The sequence below is a fragment of the Piscibacillus salipiscarius JCM 13188 genome (assembly GCF_001311865.1).
Lineage (GTDB): Bacteria > Bacillota > Bacilli > Bacillales > Alkalibacillaceae > Piscibacillus > Piscibacillus salipiscarius.
The window spans coordinates 64,108-81,545 of sequence record NZ_BBCD01000014.1 but is presented as its reverse complement, the minus strand read 5'-3'; the positions used below and the strand labels follow the sequence as shown (position 1 = coordinate 81,545).

Below are 17,438 nucleotides of genomic sequence, written 5' to 3'. Positions count from 1 at the left end.
AATGGGCTGAGATTTTTTGTTTGAACAGACGAGAATGTCGTTTAGTACAGCTTAATTGATTGATTTTAGCCAATAAAAAACCTTGATCCACTCTACTCGTGGACCAAGGTTTTGTTTTATTACTCAGCGTCTTCTTCAGATTCTTCTTTTGGATATTCCCCATCTAAATAACCGAAGTTAAATTCATCAACTAACCATTTTCCGTCTTCTTTTAGAAGCTCGTAAGTGTAGTCACCACGGTTTTCCTTAGCGTCTCCAGCAATTCTAAAGTTATAGAACTTTTGAGTGTCACCCATTGAGTAAATGTTAAACTCTTCAGCTTCAAGCGTAACGGTGTAATCACGCTCTAACCAAGTCAGCTTACCATCTTTTTCTTCAACAGTTTTTTCAGCAATGCTGTTAGCGAAAGCTTCTGTTGTTGGTGCGTTTTCTAAGAAGTAGTTAGTCACTTCTTCTACTGAAGTGAATTCTTTAACTTGTGAACCATCAACATAGTCCGCTTGGAACTGTTCCATCGCTTCGTTATAAGAATTCATAGCTTCTTCAACTAGTTCATCATCACTAGCCTCAGCTGTTTCTTCAGAGTCCTTTTCTGTGTTTTCAGTTTCTTCGTTATTTTGATTAGAACCACTTGTAGATTCTTCAGATTCTGAGTTGTTACTTCCACATGCTGCAAGAATTAACATTAATGATGCTAATAAAATGACTAAATAACGCATGAAACTCCCTCCCTTTTATGTGCTTGAAATTTTTGACTCCGAGAAAAATTATATCGTGTGCCGAAATAAAAATCAATACAAAATACTCTGAAATTCAAAATAATTTTACATTTTTCGACAAAAATATCAAACTAATGCTGCATACAATATCTCGTGATTGTAGAATTAAAAAAGGTTCCCTGAATGTCAGGGAACCTTTAACTTATCTAAACAAATCTAATAACTTATCCCAAAAACTTTTATTTTCTTTCGTTTCAGGTTCTTTTAGTTTCTTCTTCATTTGGTTTTAATGTTTTCCGTTTTAATTACAAATTGCACGGTTTCAACCTTTTCGTTTTTAGGTGAAACAAAAGAGGTTGGTTCAAAATCAGATTTGTCAAATTCATTAATCATTTGATCAATCTCGTTTTGCATTTCGTCAGGTAAATCTGATGTTGACTGTGCGAGTTCTGCTGTACCATTATGAAGTTCTTGCGCACCATCTTCTAAGTCATGAGCACCATTTGCCAACTGCGTCATCCCTCCGTGTAAGTCACCATATGAGTGAGCAAGCTGAGAGACACCATCTGTATACTTCACTAATCCTGAATGGAAAGCTTCGTAGTTAGAAGATAGTTGACTTAGGCCATTTTGAAGCTGTTGAATAGATTTAGCCACATCCATTTGCTCAAGGCCCTTTCCTAATTCATCTGCCATTGCCCTCAGATTCGTCCTCATTTCACTAAGTGAGCCTGTTACTGAATCTAAAGTTGATGGAACCGCAGCGAATGCTTGTTGTACTTCTTTATATGTTCCTTTAGCTTTTCGTGCAGACTTATAAGTTTCTACTAACTGATCAATTACTTTTTGGTCAGCACCACTTTGATATAGTTTCTTTATTTGCTCTTGAGTGATCTGATGCTCCGGAATTTCATTTATGGCACCATCCAACGCTTGGTAAGCCTGTTGATAGTTTGTGTTCAGTTCGTTTAATCCGTTTTCTGTTTGTTTAAGTCCATCTGCCATTTTGTAGAGTCCTTGCTGTAATTCTTTTAAATTGCCAACGTTCATATTTCCTGATTCACTGCTTAATGATCCATTAATCTCATTAAGAGCGCCTTGAATCTGTTTGGATCCATTTATAATCTCTGAAGAACGCACTGATAGTTGATTGATTCCATTTTGATAATCTTTATAACCGCTTTGCAGATCTTGTATCCCGTTAGCTAACTCAGAAATTCCGTTTTTCAAATCGCCAACGCCATTATTGACTTCTGAAGTTGCATCAGACAGCGACTTCATGTCACTGGTCATCTCACCTGTATCTGGTGAATCGATTGACATGGAAGATGGCATGGCGTTGATTTGGATTCCGTCCATTTCAAACTGCTTGGCATCTGCTTCAACCGTAAAGTTTCCATCCTTCTCTGGCATAACGGTAAAGGTAACTTGTTTATTTTTACCAGAAGTAGCAACAGTTCCATCTGGTGCTTCGATATTACTGAAATGATCGGTGCTAAGCGGAACTGTTATTTGTAATAAATAGTTGTTGTAGTATTCATGACCAGTCTTTCTGTTTGCTTCAGTTTTTATATGGATGGTCACATGCCCATCCTGACCTACTAATTCTCTGGCTGCAATGCCTTTACCATCTAGTTGATAATTAACATCAATGTTCCATGGCAGCTGTTTATTTTTATTGTTCCTTCATAGTAAAACTGATCTTCATCTGCAATTAACTCAACTTTGTTTCCATCCTTCTTTAATTCATATAAGTTGGTTAAATTCTGAACAGATGTATATGGGCCGTAATCGATTATTTTACCTGTTTTTTCTATATTAAAATTGTTGACGATATACATACTTTCTTGGTTACCAGACGAATCTAACGTCGCATAGACGACTTCGTGTTTCTCTGAATATGACCCATCACCTTGAGGTTTTTCGTCAGGTGACTGATTCTGAGTCGTTGCAGATACTAGAAAAGTTGGTACAACAAGAACAATTGCTGTCATGACAGCTATCATTCGTTTCAATCTTGATCACCCTTTCTGTTTATAGAAGTTTGCTCTAAAAGTCGTTTTCTCAATCAATTTATCAAACACCAATAACATGGCAGGTAGGAAGAAGACGACTAATAAGAAAGCTAATAAAGCCCCTCTACCTAACAATAGTCCAATTGACGATACAATTGGGTTTGAAGATGTTAGACCGAGTATAAATCCAACACTTGATAATATCGAAGCGGATATAAAAATCGCAAACGTTTTATCATCGATTGTTTTCTTAATAGCTTTAAGGGCAGGCATCTTCTGCCGAACCTTCATATAATACTCGGTAAATAAAATACCATAGTCGACTGTTGCAGCTAATTGCACTGTACTAATAATTAAGTATCCGACATAAACAAGCGGCGAATCCGTAAAGTATGGAACGGATAAATTAATCCAAACAGCTGACTGTATCGTTAGTAGTAAAATAACCGGAACCGATAACGATTTAAAAGTAATCAGTAAGACGAGTGCAATTGTCGCAACAGTTAATAGGTTGACTAATTTATTATCTGCTTCCACAACTTGTTTCATATCATAGAGCGTAACGCTATTTCCTAATAGATGAACTTCATCATAATAGCCATTAGCTGTATCCCGAACCTGCTTAACTAAGTTAAAGGCTACGTCTCCTTCAGGGTCAGTATTGGTGAAAATGGTGATTCGGCTGTAATCGTCTGAGTAGAATTGTTCTGTCACAGATTCATCTAAATAGTCAGAAGGGATTGCTGAACTCACCGTATTGACGTATGCGAAAATACTTGATACGTATTGTAAATCTTCAAGTTCGTGAACTAATTCTTCTTCTTTAGCCACATCACCTTTAGGTACTAAAATTACCATAGGTGTGTTCTTGCCAAACTCCTCTTCAATTGCACGCTGGTCTTGCCCTGCCCGGGTAGAATCTGGCTGGTCGCCAAAACCGTATAAAAATTGCGTCTGACTTTGAGCTAAAAAGGCTGGAACGATCATTAAAGCAATTAATAATAATACAGGAATTCTAAACTTAATCACTCGCTTACCAACATTTTTAAAGTCAGGAACGATTTGTTTGTGCTGAGTTTTATCAATCCATTTATAAAATTGTAACGTTAATGCAGGTAAGAAAATCATGACACTTAGGAAGCTTAATAAAATACCTTTAACTAAGTTAATTCCTAGATCTGCACCTATACCGAAATCCATAAAGCTAATGCCATAAAACCAAAGAATGTCGTACTAACACTTGCGATAATCGCAGGGAACGATTGTTTCATTGCTAGACTCATGGCTTCTTTAGGATCGTCAACCTGCTTACGATAATCCTGGAAACTATGCAGTAAGAAAATCGCATAATCTAGAGAAACTGCAAGCTGTAAAATGGGCGCAACGGACTGGGTTATAAACGATACTTCACCAAGGAAGATATTTGTTCCCATGTTGATTAAAACAGAAACCCCAATCGCTGTTAGGAAAAAGATTGGTTCCATCCAGGACGTTGTCGATATAATTAAAATGATGATAATAATTGGTACAAGAAGTGCTGCTGCATTTAGTGTTTCAGATGAAGCCATTTTCTGTGATGTGGCCGTATCTAATGCATCCCCAGCAATTGCACCATTTTCTCCAATTAAATCATAAATTTGATTGGTAGCTTCAACTTCGTCTCCTTCAGATATGCTTACAGAAAACAAAGCATTTTGTTCTTGATAATAAGACTCTATTGTATCCTCATTAGCAAGTTCTAAAGGTGTTTTAAGATCTATGACGTCATCAAGCCATGTAACATGGGTCACGCCATCAATGTTTTCAAGCTCATTTTTATAAGAAAGAGCTTTTGTGATGGAAACGTCTCTAATCATGACTCTGGCATTTTCAATCGGTTCATCAAACTCTTCTTCCATTAAATCAGTTGCTTCCATAGAAGGTGTGTCTTCAGGAAGATAATCAACCATATTGTGGTTGACACCAACACCAAATTGGGCAACTGCACTAACTAGTGTAATGATGATAAAAGTCGCAACCACTAGTTTTTTATGCTTAATAATTTTGTCAGCTAGGTCCAATAAGTCTCATCCTCTCTTGCCAAAAACCTAATCACACTTTATCATTATATGGACACCGTGTTGGATAATCAACAAACAGTATGATAAGGTTTGTTAGTTAACCAACACCTTTAGTTAATATGTTGATTTATAACAAAAATGTCACAAAGGAGAGCGCGTTTATGTCTGAACGATTAGACAGACGAAAGAGGTACACACGGAAAGTATTAAAAGAGAGCCTCATTTCACTCTTAAAAGATAAACCCATCTCATCTGTAACGGTAAAAGAAATCTGCGAACTAGCTGATATAAATAGGTCAACTTTCTATACGCATTATAATGATCAATTCGATTTATTAGAAAAAATAGAAGAAGAAATCGCAGATGACCTCGTTCAGTACTTAAACAGTTATAGTTTGTCTATTGAAGAAGAATCTATCGAAATGACGCAAAAATTACTCGAATACATCACCAACAATCAATATATGTTTGAAATTTTATTAAATGAAAATGCCGACCCCATGTTTGAGAAAAGAATGATGAATATTGCCAAACGATTTATCATGTTTAATTGGATGAATGAACATAACGTAGAACAAAGCGATTCTCGCTATTTGAGTACTTTCGTTGTGAGTGGTGCTATTAATGTCATTAAAGATTGGCTCGATAATGATTTAGACAAGAGTCCAAAAGAAATGGCAAAGCTTATTAGTCAATTTACAAACGAAGGGCTCAGCTTTTTAAATAGGTAAAGGATAAAAAAGTCTCTAGCGTCGAATTATCTTCAATAAAAGGAGGTCATTCAGATGACGCAAGAGAACCATCCAGTTCTAAAAGGTGCAGAGGAGCTATATGCGAAAGGGAACCACGTAGGTTGTTTAGTATCTCACGGTTTTACTGGTACCACCCAAAGCATGAGACCATTAGGTGAAGCATTAATTGAGGCAGGTTATACCGTTTGCATGCCAAGGCTAAAAGGGCATGGCACTCATTATGAAGATATGGAGAAAAACGACTTATCAAGACTGGCAGAACTCCATTCAAGAAGGGTATGAATGGTTAAAAGAACGTTGTGATTCAATTTATATGGCGGGTTTATCCATGGGAGGCACGTTAACACTTGATATGGCGCAACAACATGCTGACTTAAAAAGGGATTGTCCTAATTAATGCTGCAATTGATATCCCAGCTATGGCAGAGATAGAAGAAGATGTACGTTTCCTAGATGCGATCGGCTCTGACATTAAAAAGCCTGGAGTTGAAGAACTAGCCTATGAGAAAACACCGGTTAAATCAATTGGTGAGATCAATCAATTAATGAAACAAGTAAGAGAAAAACTAAAAGAGGTTGAGGTACCAACTCTTATATTAGTTTCAGAGGAAGACCACGTCGTGCCACCTAGAAATTCGCAAGACATTTATGAAAAGATTAAATCAGAAGACAAAAAGCTTGTTCAGTTAAGTAACAGCTATCACGTTGCGACATTAGATCATGATCAAGATTTAATTATTAAAGAAACATTAAACTTTATTAAGGATTATAGTTAAGGAGCCAAATGGTTGGCTCCTTTTGTTTTGAATTTAAAATTGGTCTGGAAATTGTTTGATCACAGCTTCAGAGATGGTGTCGGCCATCATGATGATATGGGTGACCCCTTCATCAATAGAATCAATCCTAGCATCCCAATCCTTGTTAATACTAGCTTCTAGATCATCAGCTACTAACTCCAAGTGAGTTTCAAGTAAGTCATCTAATTCATCTTGACTTAGATTAGGGTTAGCGCTACTTAGAAATGCAGCTATATCAACAGCGTTCCGATACCATTCTTTGTTTAAATCCTCAACTGAACTATCTTCATTGTTTATAGCAGCATTCACAAGCCGACCTGCAATTTCGATGTGTTCAGTTAATAAATTTGTTAATTGAGTACCAGCTTCATCACCGTAAAGAGGTTTAATCGCATCTCCAATTTCGACTTGGTTTCTGAGTAACCTGTTTAGAACTTCTTTTTGATCCTCTGCACCTGCAGTTGTTGCACTTGTAATATAATTGCTTGTCCATAATACATGATCAATCCATAATCTGCGGAAATCGTTTTGGAACTGGACCTGCTTTTGACTTATTTCTTCGTTCTGATTGTCCTCAGCCTGTATAGTTAATCCAGGCAACAAGCTTATCATGAGGATAAGAATGAGTAATTTCTTCAATATATTGACCTTCCTTTCAAATGAAATTTCCTCCATATTATGAGTTTATCGGTAAAATTCATTCAACAGTTTAAGTAAGGGTCAACTATGAGTAGAAGAGAAAAACAGAATTTAAGGGATCCATACAAACCCAAAATAAAAATTTCAACAATTTAATATTGTACAACCTTTTTGGTGTCTTAATTTTTCCTGTCCGCATAAACTGTACTAATCGTAATAGATTTCATTTGAAAAATGAAAAAGCATATATTATTTACAAAAACTGCCGTTTAAATTTTCTCTTTTTTTCATGAATTTTGAGAGGAGGCCATCATGGACATTTTAAAAAGAATTTCCGAACATCGCGCACATGAAGAGAGTTTGCGGTGGGAGGGGACTTTTGCAGACTATTTGAATATCGTTAACGAAACACCTGAGGTTGCAGGCACTGCCCATTCTCGTGTTTATAACATGATTAAGAGTTCAGGGGTGGGGAAAAGCGAAGAGGGTACGAATGAGTATAAGTTTTTCAGTAAAGAGTTGTATGGCTTAGATCGAGCAATCGAACAATTAGTTGAAGACTATTTTCATTCAGCTGCTAAACGGCTTGATGTGAGGAAAAGAATTTTGCTATTAATGGGGCCAGTGAGTGGTGGTAAATCAACTATTGTGACCATGCTAAAAGAAGGTTTGGAGCAGTATTCACGTACGGATGAGGGAGCAGTATATGGGATTAAAGGTTGCCCGATGCACGAGGAACCACTTCATTTAATACCAAATGAACTTCGTGGTGATTTTGAAGAAGAATATGGTGTGAAAATTGAAGGAAACCTGTGTCCATCTTGTCAGCTCATGTTAGAAAAAGAATACGACGGTAAAGTTGAGGAAGTCAAAATTGAGCGGATCTTTCTGTCTGAAGATAAACGCGTTGGAATTGGGACGTTTAGTCCGTCTGATCCCAAGTCACAAGATATTGCGGATTTAACAGGAAGTATTGACTTTGCGACGATTGCCGAATATGGCTCAGAATCAGACCCAAGAGCTTACAGGTTCGATGGAGAATTAAATAAAGCCAATCGTGGTTTAATGGAGTTTCAAGAAATGCTAAAGTGTGATGAGAAATTCTTGTGGAATTTGCTATCCCTTACTCAAGAAGGTAATTTTAAAGCAGGACGCTTTGCGCTCATTTCAGCGGATGAATTAATCGTTGCGCACACCAATGAATCAGAATATCGGTCATTTATTAGTAATAAAAGAATGAAGCACTTCAATCTAGAATGATTGTCATGCCTGTTCCATACAATTTATCCGTATCAAAAGAAGAAAAAATCTATCAAAAACTTATAAAACAAAGTGACTTAGGAAACTTGCACATTGCCCCGCATGCGTTAAGGAGCGCAGCTATTTTCTCCATACTCACCAGATTAAAAGAATCCAAAAACAAGGAATTGATTTGCTTAAAAAGTTGAAGCTCTATGATGGTAAAACAGTTGAAGGCTTTAAGCTTGCAGATGTTGAAGAGCTCCACAACGAATTTTCTGATGAAGGAATGTCAGGAATCGACCCAAGATATGTGATTAACCGCATATCCAGTGCTCTTATCAATACAGATCATAATTATATAAACGCATTAGATGTGTTACGTTCGATTAAAGATGGTTTAGACTCACACCCATCTATCACGAACGAAACAAAAGAGAAATACCTTAATTTTATATCAGTAGCACGTAAGGAATATGATGATTTAGCTAAGAAAGAAGTCCAAAAAGCATTCGTGTATTCTTATGACGAATCGGCTAAGACGTTATTAGATAATTATCTCGATAACGTGGAGGCCTATTGTAATAAGCAGAAGATGAAAGATCCACTAACTGGAGATGAGATTGAGCCAGATGAGAAACTCATGAGATCGATTGAAGAACAAATCGGCGTTTCCGAAAATGCGAAGAAAGCGTTTCGCGAAGAGATCCTCATTCGAATTTCAGCTTACGCACGAAAAGGAAAGAGATTTGACTATAATTCTCACGAACGTTTACGCGAAGCAATCCAAAAGAAATTATTTGCCGACTTAAAAGATGTCGTTAAGATTACGACTTCGACTAAAACTCCTGATGAAAATCAGCTTAAGAAAATAAATGAAGTTATAAACCGATTAGTAGAAGAGCATGGTTATACAGCTGCTTCAGCTAATGACTTACTGAGATATGTTGGTAGTTTATTAAATCGATAGGTCAAATAAACAGGAGGGATTTCTGTTGAAACAAAAGCCGAATTTCGTTTTATCTCAAGATGATTGGTCCCTCCATCGCAAAGGGTATGAAGATCAGACTAGACATCAGGAAAAGGTTAAAGAAGCCATTAAAGATAACTTGCCAGATTTAGTGACAGAAGAAAGCGTGATTATGTCCAATGGGCGTGACATTATTAAGATTCCAATTCGTTCATTGGATGAATATAAATTTAAATTTAATCATGAAACAAAACAACACACAGGGCAAGGGGATGGTGACAGTGAAGTAGGAGATGTAGTTGCCCGCGATGGCACACCCGAAAAGGGCAAGGAAAGGGGAAAGGTGCAGGCGATCAGCCTGGTGAAGATTATTATGAAGCGGCAGTTGAGTTCGAACAGCTAGAGAAGATCCTTTTTTCAGAATTAGAACTCCCCGATTTAAAACAAAAAGAGCGAGACCAAATTAAAGTGAACGATATTCGTTTTAATGATATCCGAAAAAGGGTTTAATGGGGAATGTTGATAAGAAGAGGACATTACTAGAAGCTATTAAACGGAATGCGTTAGAAAACAAAGATGATTTACTCAATATTACAATAGATGACTTACGGTTTAAAACGTGGGAAGAGGAAATACAGCCCCATTCTAACGCAGTCGTCATTGCAATGCTCGATACATCGGCTTCTATGGGGTATTTTGAAAAATATATCGCAAGAAGTTTCTTCTTCTGGATGGTTCGTTTTCTAAGAACGAAATATGAAAATGTTGAAATTGCTTTCGTGGCGCACCATACAAGAGCGAAAGAAGTCAATGAAGAAGAATTCTTCTCAAAAGGTGAAAGTGGAGGAACCATTTGTTCATCGGCTTATTTAAAAGCCTTAGAGTTAATTGAAGAGCGTTATTCACCAGAACGATACAATATATATCCTTTTCATATATCAGATGGAGATAATACGTCTTCTGATAATCAAAAAGTCTAAAATTAGTTAAACAACTCATGCAAGTCTCTAACATGTTTGGTTATTGTGAAGTCAACCAGTATCGTAATAGCTCATCATCGTTAATGTCTGTCTTTAGATCGATCAATGACCCAAGATTCCGTCACGCAGTTATTCGGGAAAAAGGCGAAGTGTACGATGCGTTAAAAGTTTTCTTTTCAAGTAAAAACGAAGCAGTTAGCTAGGAGGGAGAGTGGGTGACCTTAAAAGAACATCAAGAACTACAGAGAGCGATCAATGAGATCACGGAAATTGCGGAGGGTTTTGGTCTCGACTTTTTCCCTATGAGATATGAAATTTGTCCATCTGATATTATTTACACAATCGGGGCTTACGGAATGCCGACCCGTTTTTCTCATTGGAGTTTCGGAAAAGCATTCCACCGAATGAAATTAGAATATGACCTTGGGCTAAGCATGATTTATGAACTCGTGATTAACTCAAATCCCTGTTACGCATTCTTGCTTGAAAGTAACAGTTTAATTCAAAATAAGTTAATTGTCGCACACGTACTCGGCCACTGTGATTTCTTTAAAAATAATGTTCGTTTCTCGAAAACGTCACGTGATATGGTTGAAAGCATGTCCGCTAGTGCAGAACGAATTAGGTTTTATGAGATGAAATATGGAAAGCAAGAAGTTGAAGATCTATTAGATGCCGCCATTGCGATACAAGAACATATTGACCCTTCTTTATTAAGAAGTCAGTTTAATGAACAAATGAGTGAAGAGCCATCGTCAATGACTAAAAAACAAGGTCCTTATGATGATTTGTGGGCATTAGATGAAACCCCAGATGAGAATGAGTCATTAACAAAAGAAAGGAAACGTAAACCTTTTCCGCCAAAGCCTGAAAAAGACGTTCTATTATTCATTCAAGAATACAGCACAGAATTAGAAGAATGGCAACGTGATGTATTAACGATTCTGCGCGATGAGATGCTTTATTTCTGGCCACAGCTTGAGACAAAAATCATGAACGAAGGCTGGGCTAGCTACTGGCACGTTAGGATTTTAAGAGAAATGGATTTAACAGAAGATGAAACAATTGAATTCGCTAAACTTAACGCATCAGTTGTTCAGCCATCCAAAACGAGCATCAACTTATTATCTCGGGTATAAAATGTTTGAAGACATAGAAAGGCGTTGGGACCATCCAACAGAAGAAGAACAAGAACGTTACGGAAGGGTTCCAAACCAAGGTAGGGATAAACTATTTGAAGTGAGGGAAATTGAAGGTGACATTTCCTTCCTTAGGAACTATCTCACGAAGGACCTCGTCGAAGAATTAGACCTGTATTTATTTCAAAAACAAGGTCATAACTATACGATTGTTGATAAAGACTGGGAAAATGTCCGCGATCAGCTGATACAATCGAGAGTAAATGGTGGATTTCCTTTTATCCTAGTAGAGGATGGCGATTATCTTCGCCAAGGAGAACTGCTATTAAAACATTATTATGAAGGATCAGAGTTAGATGTTAAATATATAGAAAGAACGTTACCTTATGTTTATCACTTATGGGGTAGACCCGTTCACCTTCAAACAGTTGTCGAAGATGAAGAGGCACTATTTAGTTACAGTGGAAAAAGAGTTCATAGGAAAATATTAACTTAGTGCTAAAAGAACCCAAATTCTAGTGTGAACTAGTTTTCGGGTTCTTTTTTGTTTATTCTTTCATGATTCAAACACTTTCATTAAGCGATCAACAAATGGATTAGTTTCATGTACATCAGAAAAACCATACAACACTAAAACGCAGAATAATAAGCTCCATCCGGTAATACTGACAGACATCCAAAAGCTACTTTCTTTTTACTCCCTCCAAGTAATATACCTGAAAATGCGGTGACGTGACTTCCAACAAAAATGGTCCAATCAATGTTAACCCTGGCAAACCGTATTTGTCCCATAAGTTTTTAGCTCTAGTTTCACGCTTGCTTTGTTTTTCTTTCTTTTCGCGCGGCGCCACTCTTTAACTTTATTAATAAAATAATTAATAAATAAACAGTTATTAAATTTCCAATGACTGCAAGGATGAATACAGGCCAAAATGACAAACCAGCTAATACAGCTACTGGTGCAATGATGGGTCCTTCTAAAAATGGAACTGCGGCAAGTATAAATACCATACTATAAACAAAAAGTAATTTTGAAAAATTCATTTGATCTCTCCCTTATTGAGTATAAAATTTTAATTCATCACCCATTTATCTTTTAAAAACATCATTCTACCGACCCCAAAGATAATTAAAATTGCGATAATGTTACTACCTAAAGTAATTACAATATGTTCCCAATCAATAGTTCCTAGCAACAATTCTTTTAAACTACTAAAAATATTAAACATTGGTATGGCGAAGTGATGAAATTCAAGTTCATTTACACCAACACTTGTAAGAACCATAACCGGAAATATAGCCAACATCATGATAGGAGTACTGTAGCTCTGAGATTCTTTAATCGTTTTAGCCATGATACTTGTAACCATTAATATCGATGCAACAAACATAGCGTAAATTATAGTAATAGCAGTAATAATTACTACAATTAAACCAATGTTTGCTGTATTGGAAAGTGCATCTTTTAAATGTTCGGTCATAAACTGAATTTCTAATGCGACCACTATTAATGTCACAACACCTGAAATACTTCCGATTGCAGAAATAGTTAACCATTTAGACATAATAATGGTGAATCTGTTAACAGGAGTCATAAGTAATGCTTCCATTGTTTTCTTTTCTTTTTCACCTGCAAACAAATCAGCTGCAGATGGACCTGCACCAATTCCAATAGCTAGCACAAGTATTAATGGAATGAGTGTTCCTAATAAAGCCATCCCAGCATTCGTTTCACTGATTTCTGTTTGTTCTATTTGAAAAGGATTAATCATCTCACGTTCTAAGTTTGCATTTAATAAACGTTCATTAACAATTGATTGCTTATATTGTTGTAAAGCCGACATGACTATTGTGCTCACGGAGGAGTCTTGGCTAAATTCATCTCTTAACATAACGGTAATTGATGGTTGTTTATGTGAATTAATTTTCTCAACAAACTGACTCTCTGACATTACTCCTGCCTGAACTTCACCATCTTTTAACAACGATTCAGGATTAGAAGACTCAATAACATTAAAATTGTTTGAAGAAAACAATTCTTTGAGTTGACTATCCATATTTACATTTACCGCTAGATTTATTGTTTCAGAATCGGAACTATCTGAGATTAGACTTTCATAATAGAATACAAGAGCACTCATCATAATCAATGGTAATACTACAGTTAATAGTAGAGTTCTTCTGTCGCGAAATGAGTCTTTAAGCTCTTTAATAAACATTGTAAAAAACATATTAACTCCCCCTTACTAAATTACTCATGAATATATAGTTAAGATCTTCGCTTTTTTCTTCTTCATATAATGTTTCAATGCTTCCGTGATAGATTAATTCACCTTTGTGTATCATAGCTACAGAATCGCATAGCATTTGTACTTCTTCCATTATGTGACTTGAGAAAATTATAGTTTTCCCTTGTTGTTTCAGTTGATGAACCAACTGTCGAAACACATTAGCTGCAGTTATATCTAAGCCAGTTGTCGGTTCGTCAAATAAAATAATGTCAGGTTGGTGAATTATAGTTCTAGCAATAGCTAACTTTTGCCTCATTCCTTTAGAGAACCCTTCAACTTTACGATCCAAGTAATCTCTCATTCCGAACATTCTACTTAATTCATCAATTCGAACTTTAGTTTCATGCTGACTAAGATTATAGAGTGCCCCAAAATATTCTAAGTTTTCTCGTGCTGTTAAGCGATTGTATAACCCTGTTTCGCCACCAAATAAGACACCGATTTTTTTCTTTATTTCATTAGGATTTTTAAGGGTGTCATAATTAGCTACTCTAATAACCCCTTCTGTTGGCTGAACAAGAGTTGCAATGGCTCTTAATAAAGTGGTTTTACCTGCGCCATTTTCTCCAAGTAAACCTACGACTTCTCCGCTTTCAACACTAAAAGAAACATGCTTTAGTGCGGTTATATATGTTTTTTTGTCTTGAAATTTCTTAGTAAGATCTGTCACTTCAATCATATTTATGTCCTCCCTTAAACTTGTTAATTTAATCATATATATAATGACTAATGATTTCTTTACTTATGTCGTGAATGTTCCATTTTATGTCGCGAAAAAGTCAAAAGATTATTAGATGTATGTTAATATTTAGTTAAAATGAATTGATATTTATGGGGGGATGGCTGTGAAAGTAGGATTAGTAGACGATCGAGAAATTGACTTAGATAAGATGCATGCTATTGTGTCTTCCATAGAAGAAGTTAATATTACTTTTAGAACAACATCAGCTGAAGAAGCTTATAATCAAATAAAATCAGAAGCGCTTGATTTATTGATCGCAGACATTGAGATGCCTAATATGTCAGGTTTTGAACTGGCTGATATTATTCATTCTCACGCTCTTGATATTGCGGTTATTTTTGTTACTGCATCAAGTGGTTATGCGGTTAATGCTTTTGAACTGAATGTACATGATTATATTATGAAGCCCTATCCAAAAGAAAGGCTTGTCCAGTCTGTTCAAAAAATTAATTAAAAAACATCAATCTACTGAAATGAAAGGTAGACTATTCATAAAGCATAAGAATGATATACATATTATACTAAAGCAAGATATTATTTTCATTGAGCGTTCAGGAAGATCAACTACTATATATACAAAAAATGAAGAAATTAAAACATATCTAACATTAAATGAATTAGAAGGGGAGTTACGAGAAAGAGATTTTATACGTTCTCATCGTTCATTTATAATTAATATTTTGTATGTAAAGAACTTTAATCTTTATGCTAAGAACTCATATCTAGTAAATTTTGAAAATCGTGATGAACAGGCAATGATTACAAAAGATAAAGTTAAATTCATACAAGAGAACTATTTTAGAGGTGAACAAGTTGTTCAACATCATCTATTGGATAATGATTATTTTATTTACTAGTTTACATATACAAGAATTAATGAAAAGTTTCTCTATAAATTTATCATATTTCATTACGACATTAGTCATTGTTGTTATTGTAGCATTGGTTAGTCGAAAATTTAATTTGGAAACTAAGGAAGGCCCAATATTATGGAGAGTGATATTAGGGTGTATTCAATTAGTTATATTATTTATTAATTTTATATCTGAAACGGTCTGGGGATCTCTTTCTTTATTTATTATTTTTATTGGTCTAGAGTGGTTCAGACATATCATTATAAAACAGTTTAAAGACACACATAATAAAATTATAGAATATGAGAGAGAGCGTGAAAACCTAAATAATACGTTTCGGACAGTTAGAAGCGAACGACATGACTATTTAAAGCATATCTCAGCCATCCATTTTTTATTAGAAAGTCATAAACATGAAGAAGCTAAATTCTATTTAGATCAATTAGTAGATAGCTACGAAGAAACTAATTTATCTATTAAAGGGGAAACTGGAGTTGTAGCCGCTAGCTTACATCAATCATATAAAAGAGCTAAGGAATTGGGAATCTCGGTAGATTATAGTCTAGATGTGCCTATATCTTCATTACCTATGTCTGATCGTGATATTGTGTCATTGGTGGGTAACTTACTATCTAATGGAATTGATGCATGTGAACATTGGCAAATTGAAAAAGGAAAACAAGCATTAATCACATTAGACTTTTATAAAAGAAGCGGATTATACATATTAACGTGTGAAAATGATAGTGTAACAATTCCAGCCAAAATATTAGATCGGCTATATATTGATTATGGTGTTACAACTAAAGGGGAGACTCATGAAGGGTTAGGGACTAAGATTATTAAAGACATTGTTAAGAAATACGATGGCTTTTTGGACTTCGTGCATAAAGATGAAAAGTTTCTAGTTAAAATCAAAATACCATTGATTAAATAAAAGGCATGATCAACTTTTGTTAATCATGCCCAATTATGTTACTTAACAATCTGAACCTTTTTAATCGTACGATCATTCACTTCAAGTACTTTATAAGTTAAATTTTCTTGTTCAATCACTTCATTTTCATCTGGGAAATCGTTCAAAATACTAAGTAAATAACCTGATAGAACATCTTCTTCTTCAGGGATTTCAGTATTAAATATACTATTTAGACGCCTTAATGGAATTTTTCCATCGCAAATGATTTCTGTTTCTGTTAACTTCTCAACCATCGAATCATTTTCAGCATCAATTTCATCTTCAATTTCAAGTCCAATCATCGCTTCAATAATATCTTCATGGGTCACAATGCCTTCTGTACCACCATATTCATCGAGCACAATCGCAATGTGTTTCTTATGTCTGGTCATCTCACGAAAGACATGTTCAATAGATTGAAATTCATAAATGACTAAAGGGTCCATGTCGCTAAATGCTTTTAATGGTTGATCAGGCTGAGTTGACCATTGAATCAGATATTTAGAGTGGAAGACTCCTATAATATGATCAATGTCTTCACTAATAATTGGATATCTTGTAAACGTATTATTGATGACGATATCTCGGGCTTCTTCGAATGACGCATCTGCTTTCAGTGATACAATTTCAACTCTTGGTGTTTGAAGGACATCTTTAACATTTAAATTTTGAAAATCTAAAACACCTTTAATTCGAGATGACTCCTCATCAAGGAAAGTACCTTCAGAATCCGCAATGTCGACCATCGCTTTAAACTCTTCTTTTGAAAAAGAGGATTCCTGTTGTTGGCCTTTAGATAGCCTGTTAGTAATCGAATCTGTCATCCAATTAAGAACTAGCGTCACAGGTTTTAATATAAAAACGACAGCTCTAATAATGGGGTATACCATGTAAGAAATACGATCTGGAAAAGCGGCTGCGACAGACTTTGGAATGACTTCGGCTACAATAATGATGGTAATGGTTAAAATCCCTGTCGCTATGGCTACATCAAACCCGTATTCGATAGCCATTGTTGTCACAAGTGTAGGCAAAATTATATTTGATATGTTATTACCGATTAAAATGGATGTGATAAACTCATTAGGTTTAGACACGAGGTTTAAAAGCTTCTCAGATTTTTTATCACCATTTTTAACCTTAGATCGAAGTCTAACTTGGTTAGTAGCTGTTAATGCTGTTTCGCTTCCAGAGAAGAAAAATGAGACAAGTATAAGTGCGATGATGGCAAAAATCAAAACAGTTCCTCCTTAAGTTATATGTAACAATTACTCCATTCCCCA

10 protein-coding genes and 6 pseudogenes are annotated in these 17,438 nt (G+C 35.5%); 7 read left to right on the top strand and 9 right to left on the bottom strand.

Annotation, left to right across the window (positions count from 1 at the left end; translation table 11 throughout):
• Positions 1-119 precede the first annotated feature (119 nt).
• The 4 genes and pseudogenes from JCM13188_RS10865 to JCM13188_RS10850 all read right to left on the bottom strand — a co-directional run bounded on the left by JCM13188_RS10865 (position 120) and on the right by JCM13188_RS10850 (position 4,683).
• Positions 120-719, bottom strand: coding sequence for a hypothetical protein (locus JCM13188_RS10865; protein ID WP_054754061.1), 600 nt, complete (start codon positions 717-719; stop codon positions 120-122).
• Positions 720-995: 276 nt separating this feature from the next.
• Positions 996-2,303, bottom strand: a complete 1,308-nt coding sequence (locus JCM13188_RS10860; RefSeq protein WP_054754059.1) for a hypothetical protein — start codon at positions 2,301-2,303, stop codon at positions 996-998.
• A gap of 47 nt (positions 2,304-2,350) precedes the next feature.
• Complete coding sequence (locus tag JCM13188_RS10855; RefSeq protein WP_054754057.1) at positions 2,351-2,734, bottom strand: hypothetical protein; 384 nt, start codon at positions 2,732-2,734, stop codon at positions 2,351-2,353.
• Positions 2,735-2,740: 6 nt separating this feature from the next.
• Positions 2,741-4,683: pseudogene (locus tag JCM13188_RS10850) on the bottom strand (efflux RND transporter permease subunit).
• A gap of 272 nt (positions 4,684-4,955) precedes the next feature.
• Here JCM13188_RS10850 and JCM13188_RS10845 point away from each other — a divergent pair.
• Together JCM13188_RS10845 and JCM13188_RS10840 are read left to right on the top strand one after the other, a co-directional pair.
• Positions 4,956-5,525 carry a TetR/AcrR family transcriptional regulator gene (locus JCM13188_RS10845; protein ID WP_054754055.1) on the top strand — a complete coding sequence of 190 codons (570 nt, stop codon included), beginning with the start codon at positions 4,956-4,958 and terminating at the stop codon, positions 5,523-5,525.
• Positions 5,526-5,579: 54 nt separating this feature from the next.
• Positions 5,580-6,322: pseudogene (locus tag JCM13188_RS10840) on the top strand (alpha/beta hydrolase).
• A 33-nt stretch (positions 6,323-6,355) separates the two neighbouring features.
• Here JCM13188_RS10840 and JCM13188_RS10835 read toward each other — a convergent pair.
• Positions 6,356-6,982 (bottom strand): hypothetical protein, encoded by a 627-nt coding sequence (locus JCM13188_RS10835; protein WP_054754053.1) that lies wholly within the window; start codon positions 6,980-6,982, stop codon positions 6,356-6,358.
• 312 nt (positions 6,983-7,294) lie between these two features.
• Between JCM13188_RS10835 and JCM13188_RS10830 the strand changes: the two are divergent.
• The 3 pseudogenes from JCM13188_RS10830 to JCM13188_RS10820 all read left to right on the top strand — a co-directional run bounded on the left by JCM13188_RS10830 (position 7,295) and on the right by JCM13188_RS10820 (position 11,806).
• Positions 7,295-9,191: pseudogene (locus JCM13188_RS10830) on the top strand (PrkA family serine protein kinase).
• Positions 9,192-9,216: 25 nt separating this feature from the next.
• Positions 9,217-10,374: pseudogene (gene yhbH / locus JCM13188_RS10825) on the top strand (sporulation protein YhbH).
• 12 nt (positions 10,375-10,386) lie between these two features.
• A pseudogene (locus JCM13188_RS10820) lies at positions 10,387-11,806 on the top strand (SpoVR family protein).
• Between the two features lie 314 nt (positions 11,807-12,120).
• Here JCM13188_RS10820 and JCM13188_RS10815 read toward each other — a convergent pair.
• Genes JCM13188_RS10815 through JCM13188_RS10805 form a run of 3 tightly spaced genes read right to left on the bottom strand, consistent with a single transcriptional unit; the run spans position 12,121 to position 14,280 of the window.
• On the bottom strand, positions 12,121-12,354 hold the full coding sequence (locus tag JCM13188_RS10815; RefSeq protein ID WP_054754051.1) for a hypothetical protein: 234 nt from the start codon (positions 12,352-12,354) through the stop codon (positions 12,121-12,123).
• A gap of 29 nt (positions 12,355-12,383) precedes the next feature.
• Positions 12,384-13,541 carry an ABC transporter permease gene (locus JCM13188_RS10810; protein WP_054754050.1) on the bottom strand — a complete coding sequence of 386 codons (1,158 nt, stop codon included), beginning with the start codon at positions 13,539-13,541 and terminating at the stop codon, positions 12,384-12,386.
• Position 13,542: 1 nt separating this feature from the next.
• Positions 13,543-14,280, bottom strand: coding sequence for an ABC transporter ATP-binding protein (locus JCM13188_RS10805; RefSeq protein ID WP_054754049.1), 738 nt, complete (start codon positions 14,278-14,280; stop codon positions 13,543-13,545).
• 160 nt (positions 14,281-14,440) lie between these two features.
• On the opposite strand from JCM13188_RS10805, the pseudogene JCM13188_RS10800 reads away from it, so the two are divergent.
• Both JCM13188_RS10800 and JCM13188_RS10795 read left to right on the top strand, forming a co-directional pair.
• Positions 14,441-15,200 (top strand): annotated as a pseudogene (locus JCM13188_RS10800) (LytR/AlgR family response regulator transcription factor).
• Positions 15,157-16,134: a sensor histidine kinase gene (locus JCM13188_RS10795; protein WP_279401725.1), complete on the top strand. Its 978-nt coding sequence runs from the start codon at positions 15,157-15,159 to the stop codon at positions 16,132-16,134. The pseudogene JCM13188_RS10800 and the gene JCM13188_RS10795 overlap by 44 nt, the downstream one beginning before the upstream one ends.
• Positions 16,135-16,172: 38 nt before the next feature.
• Here the strand turns inward: JCM13188_RS10795 and JCM13188_RS10790 are convergent, their stop codons facing one another.
• On the bottom strand, positions 16,173-17,393 hold the full coding sequence (locus tag JCM13188_RS10790) for a hemolysin family protein (protein WP_054754047.1): 1,221 nt from the start codon (positions 17,391-17,393) through the stop codon (positions 16,173-16,175).
• Positions 17,394-17,438 lie beyond the last annotated feature (45 nt).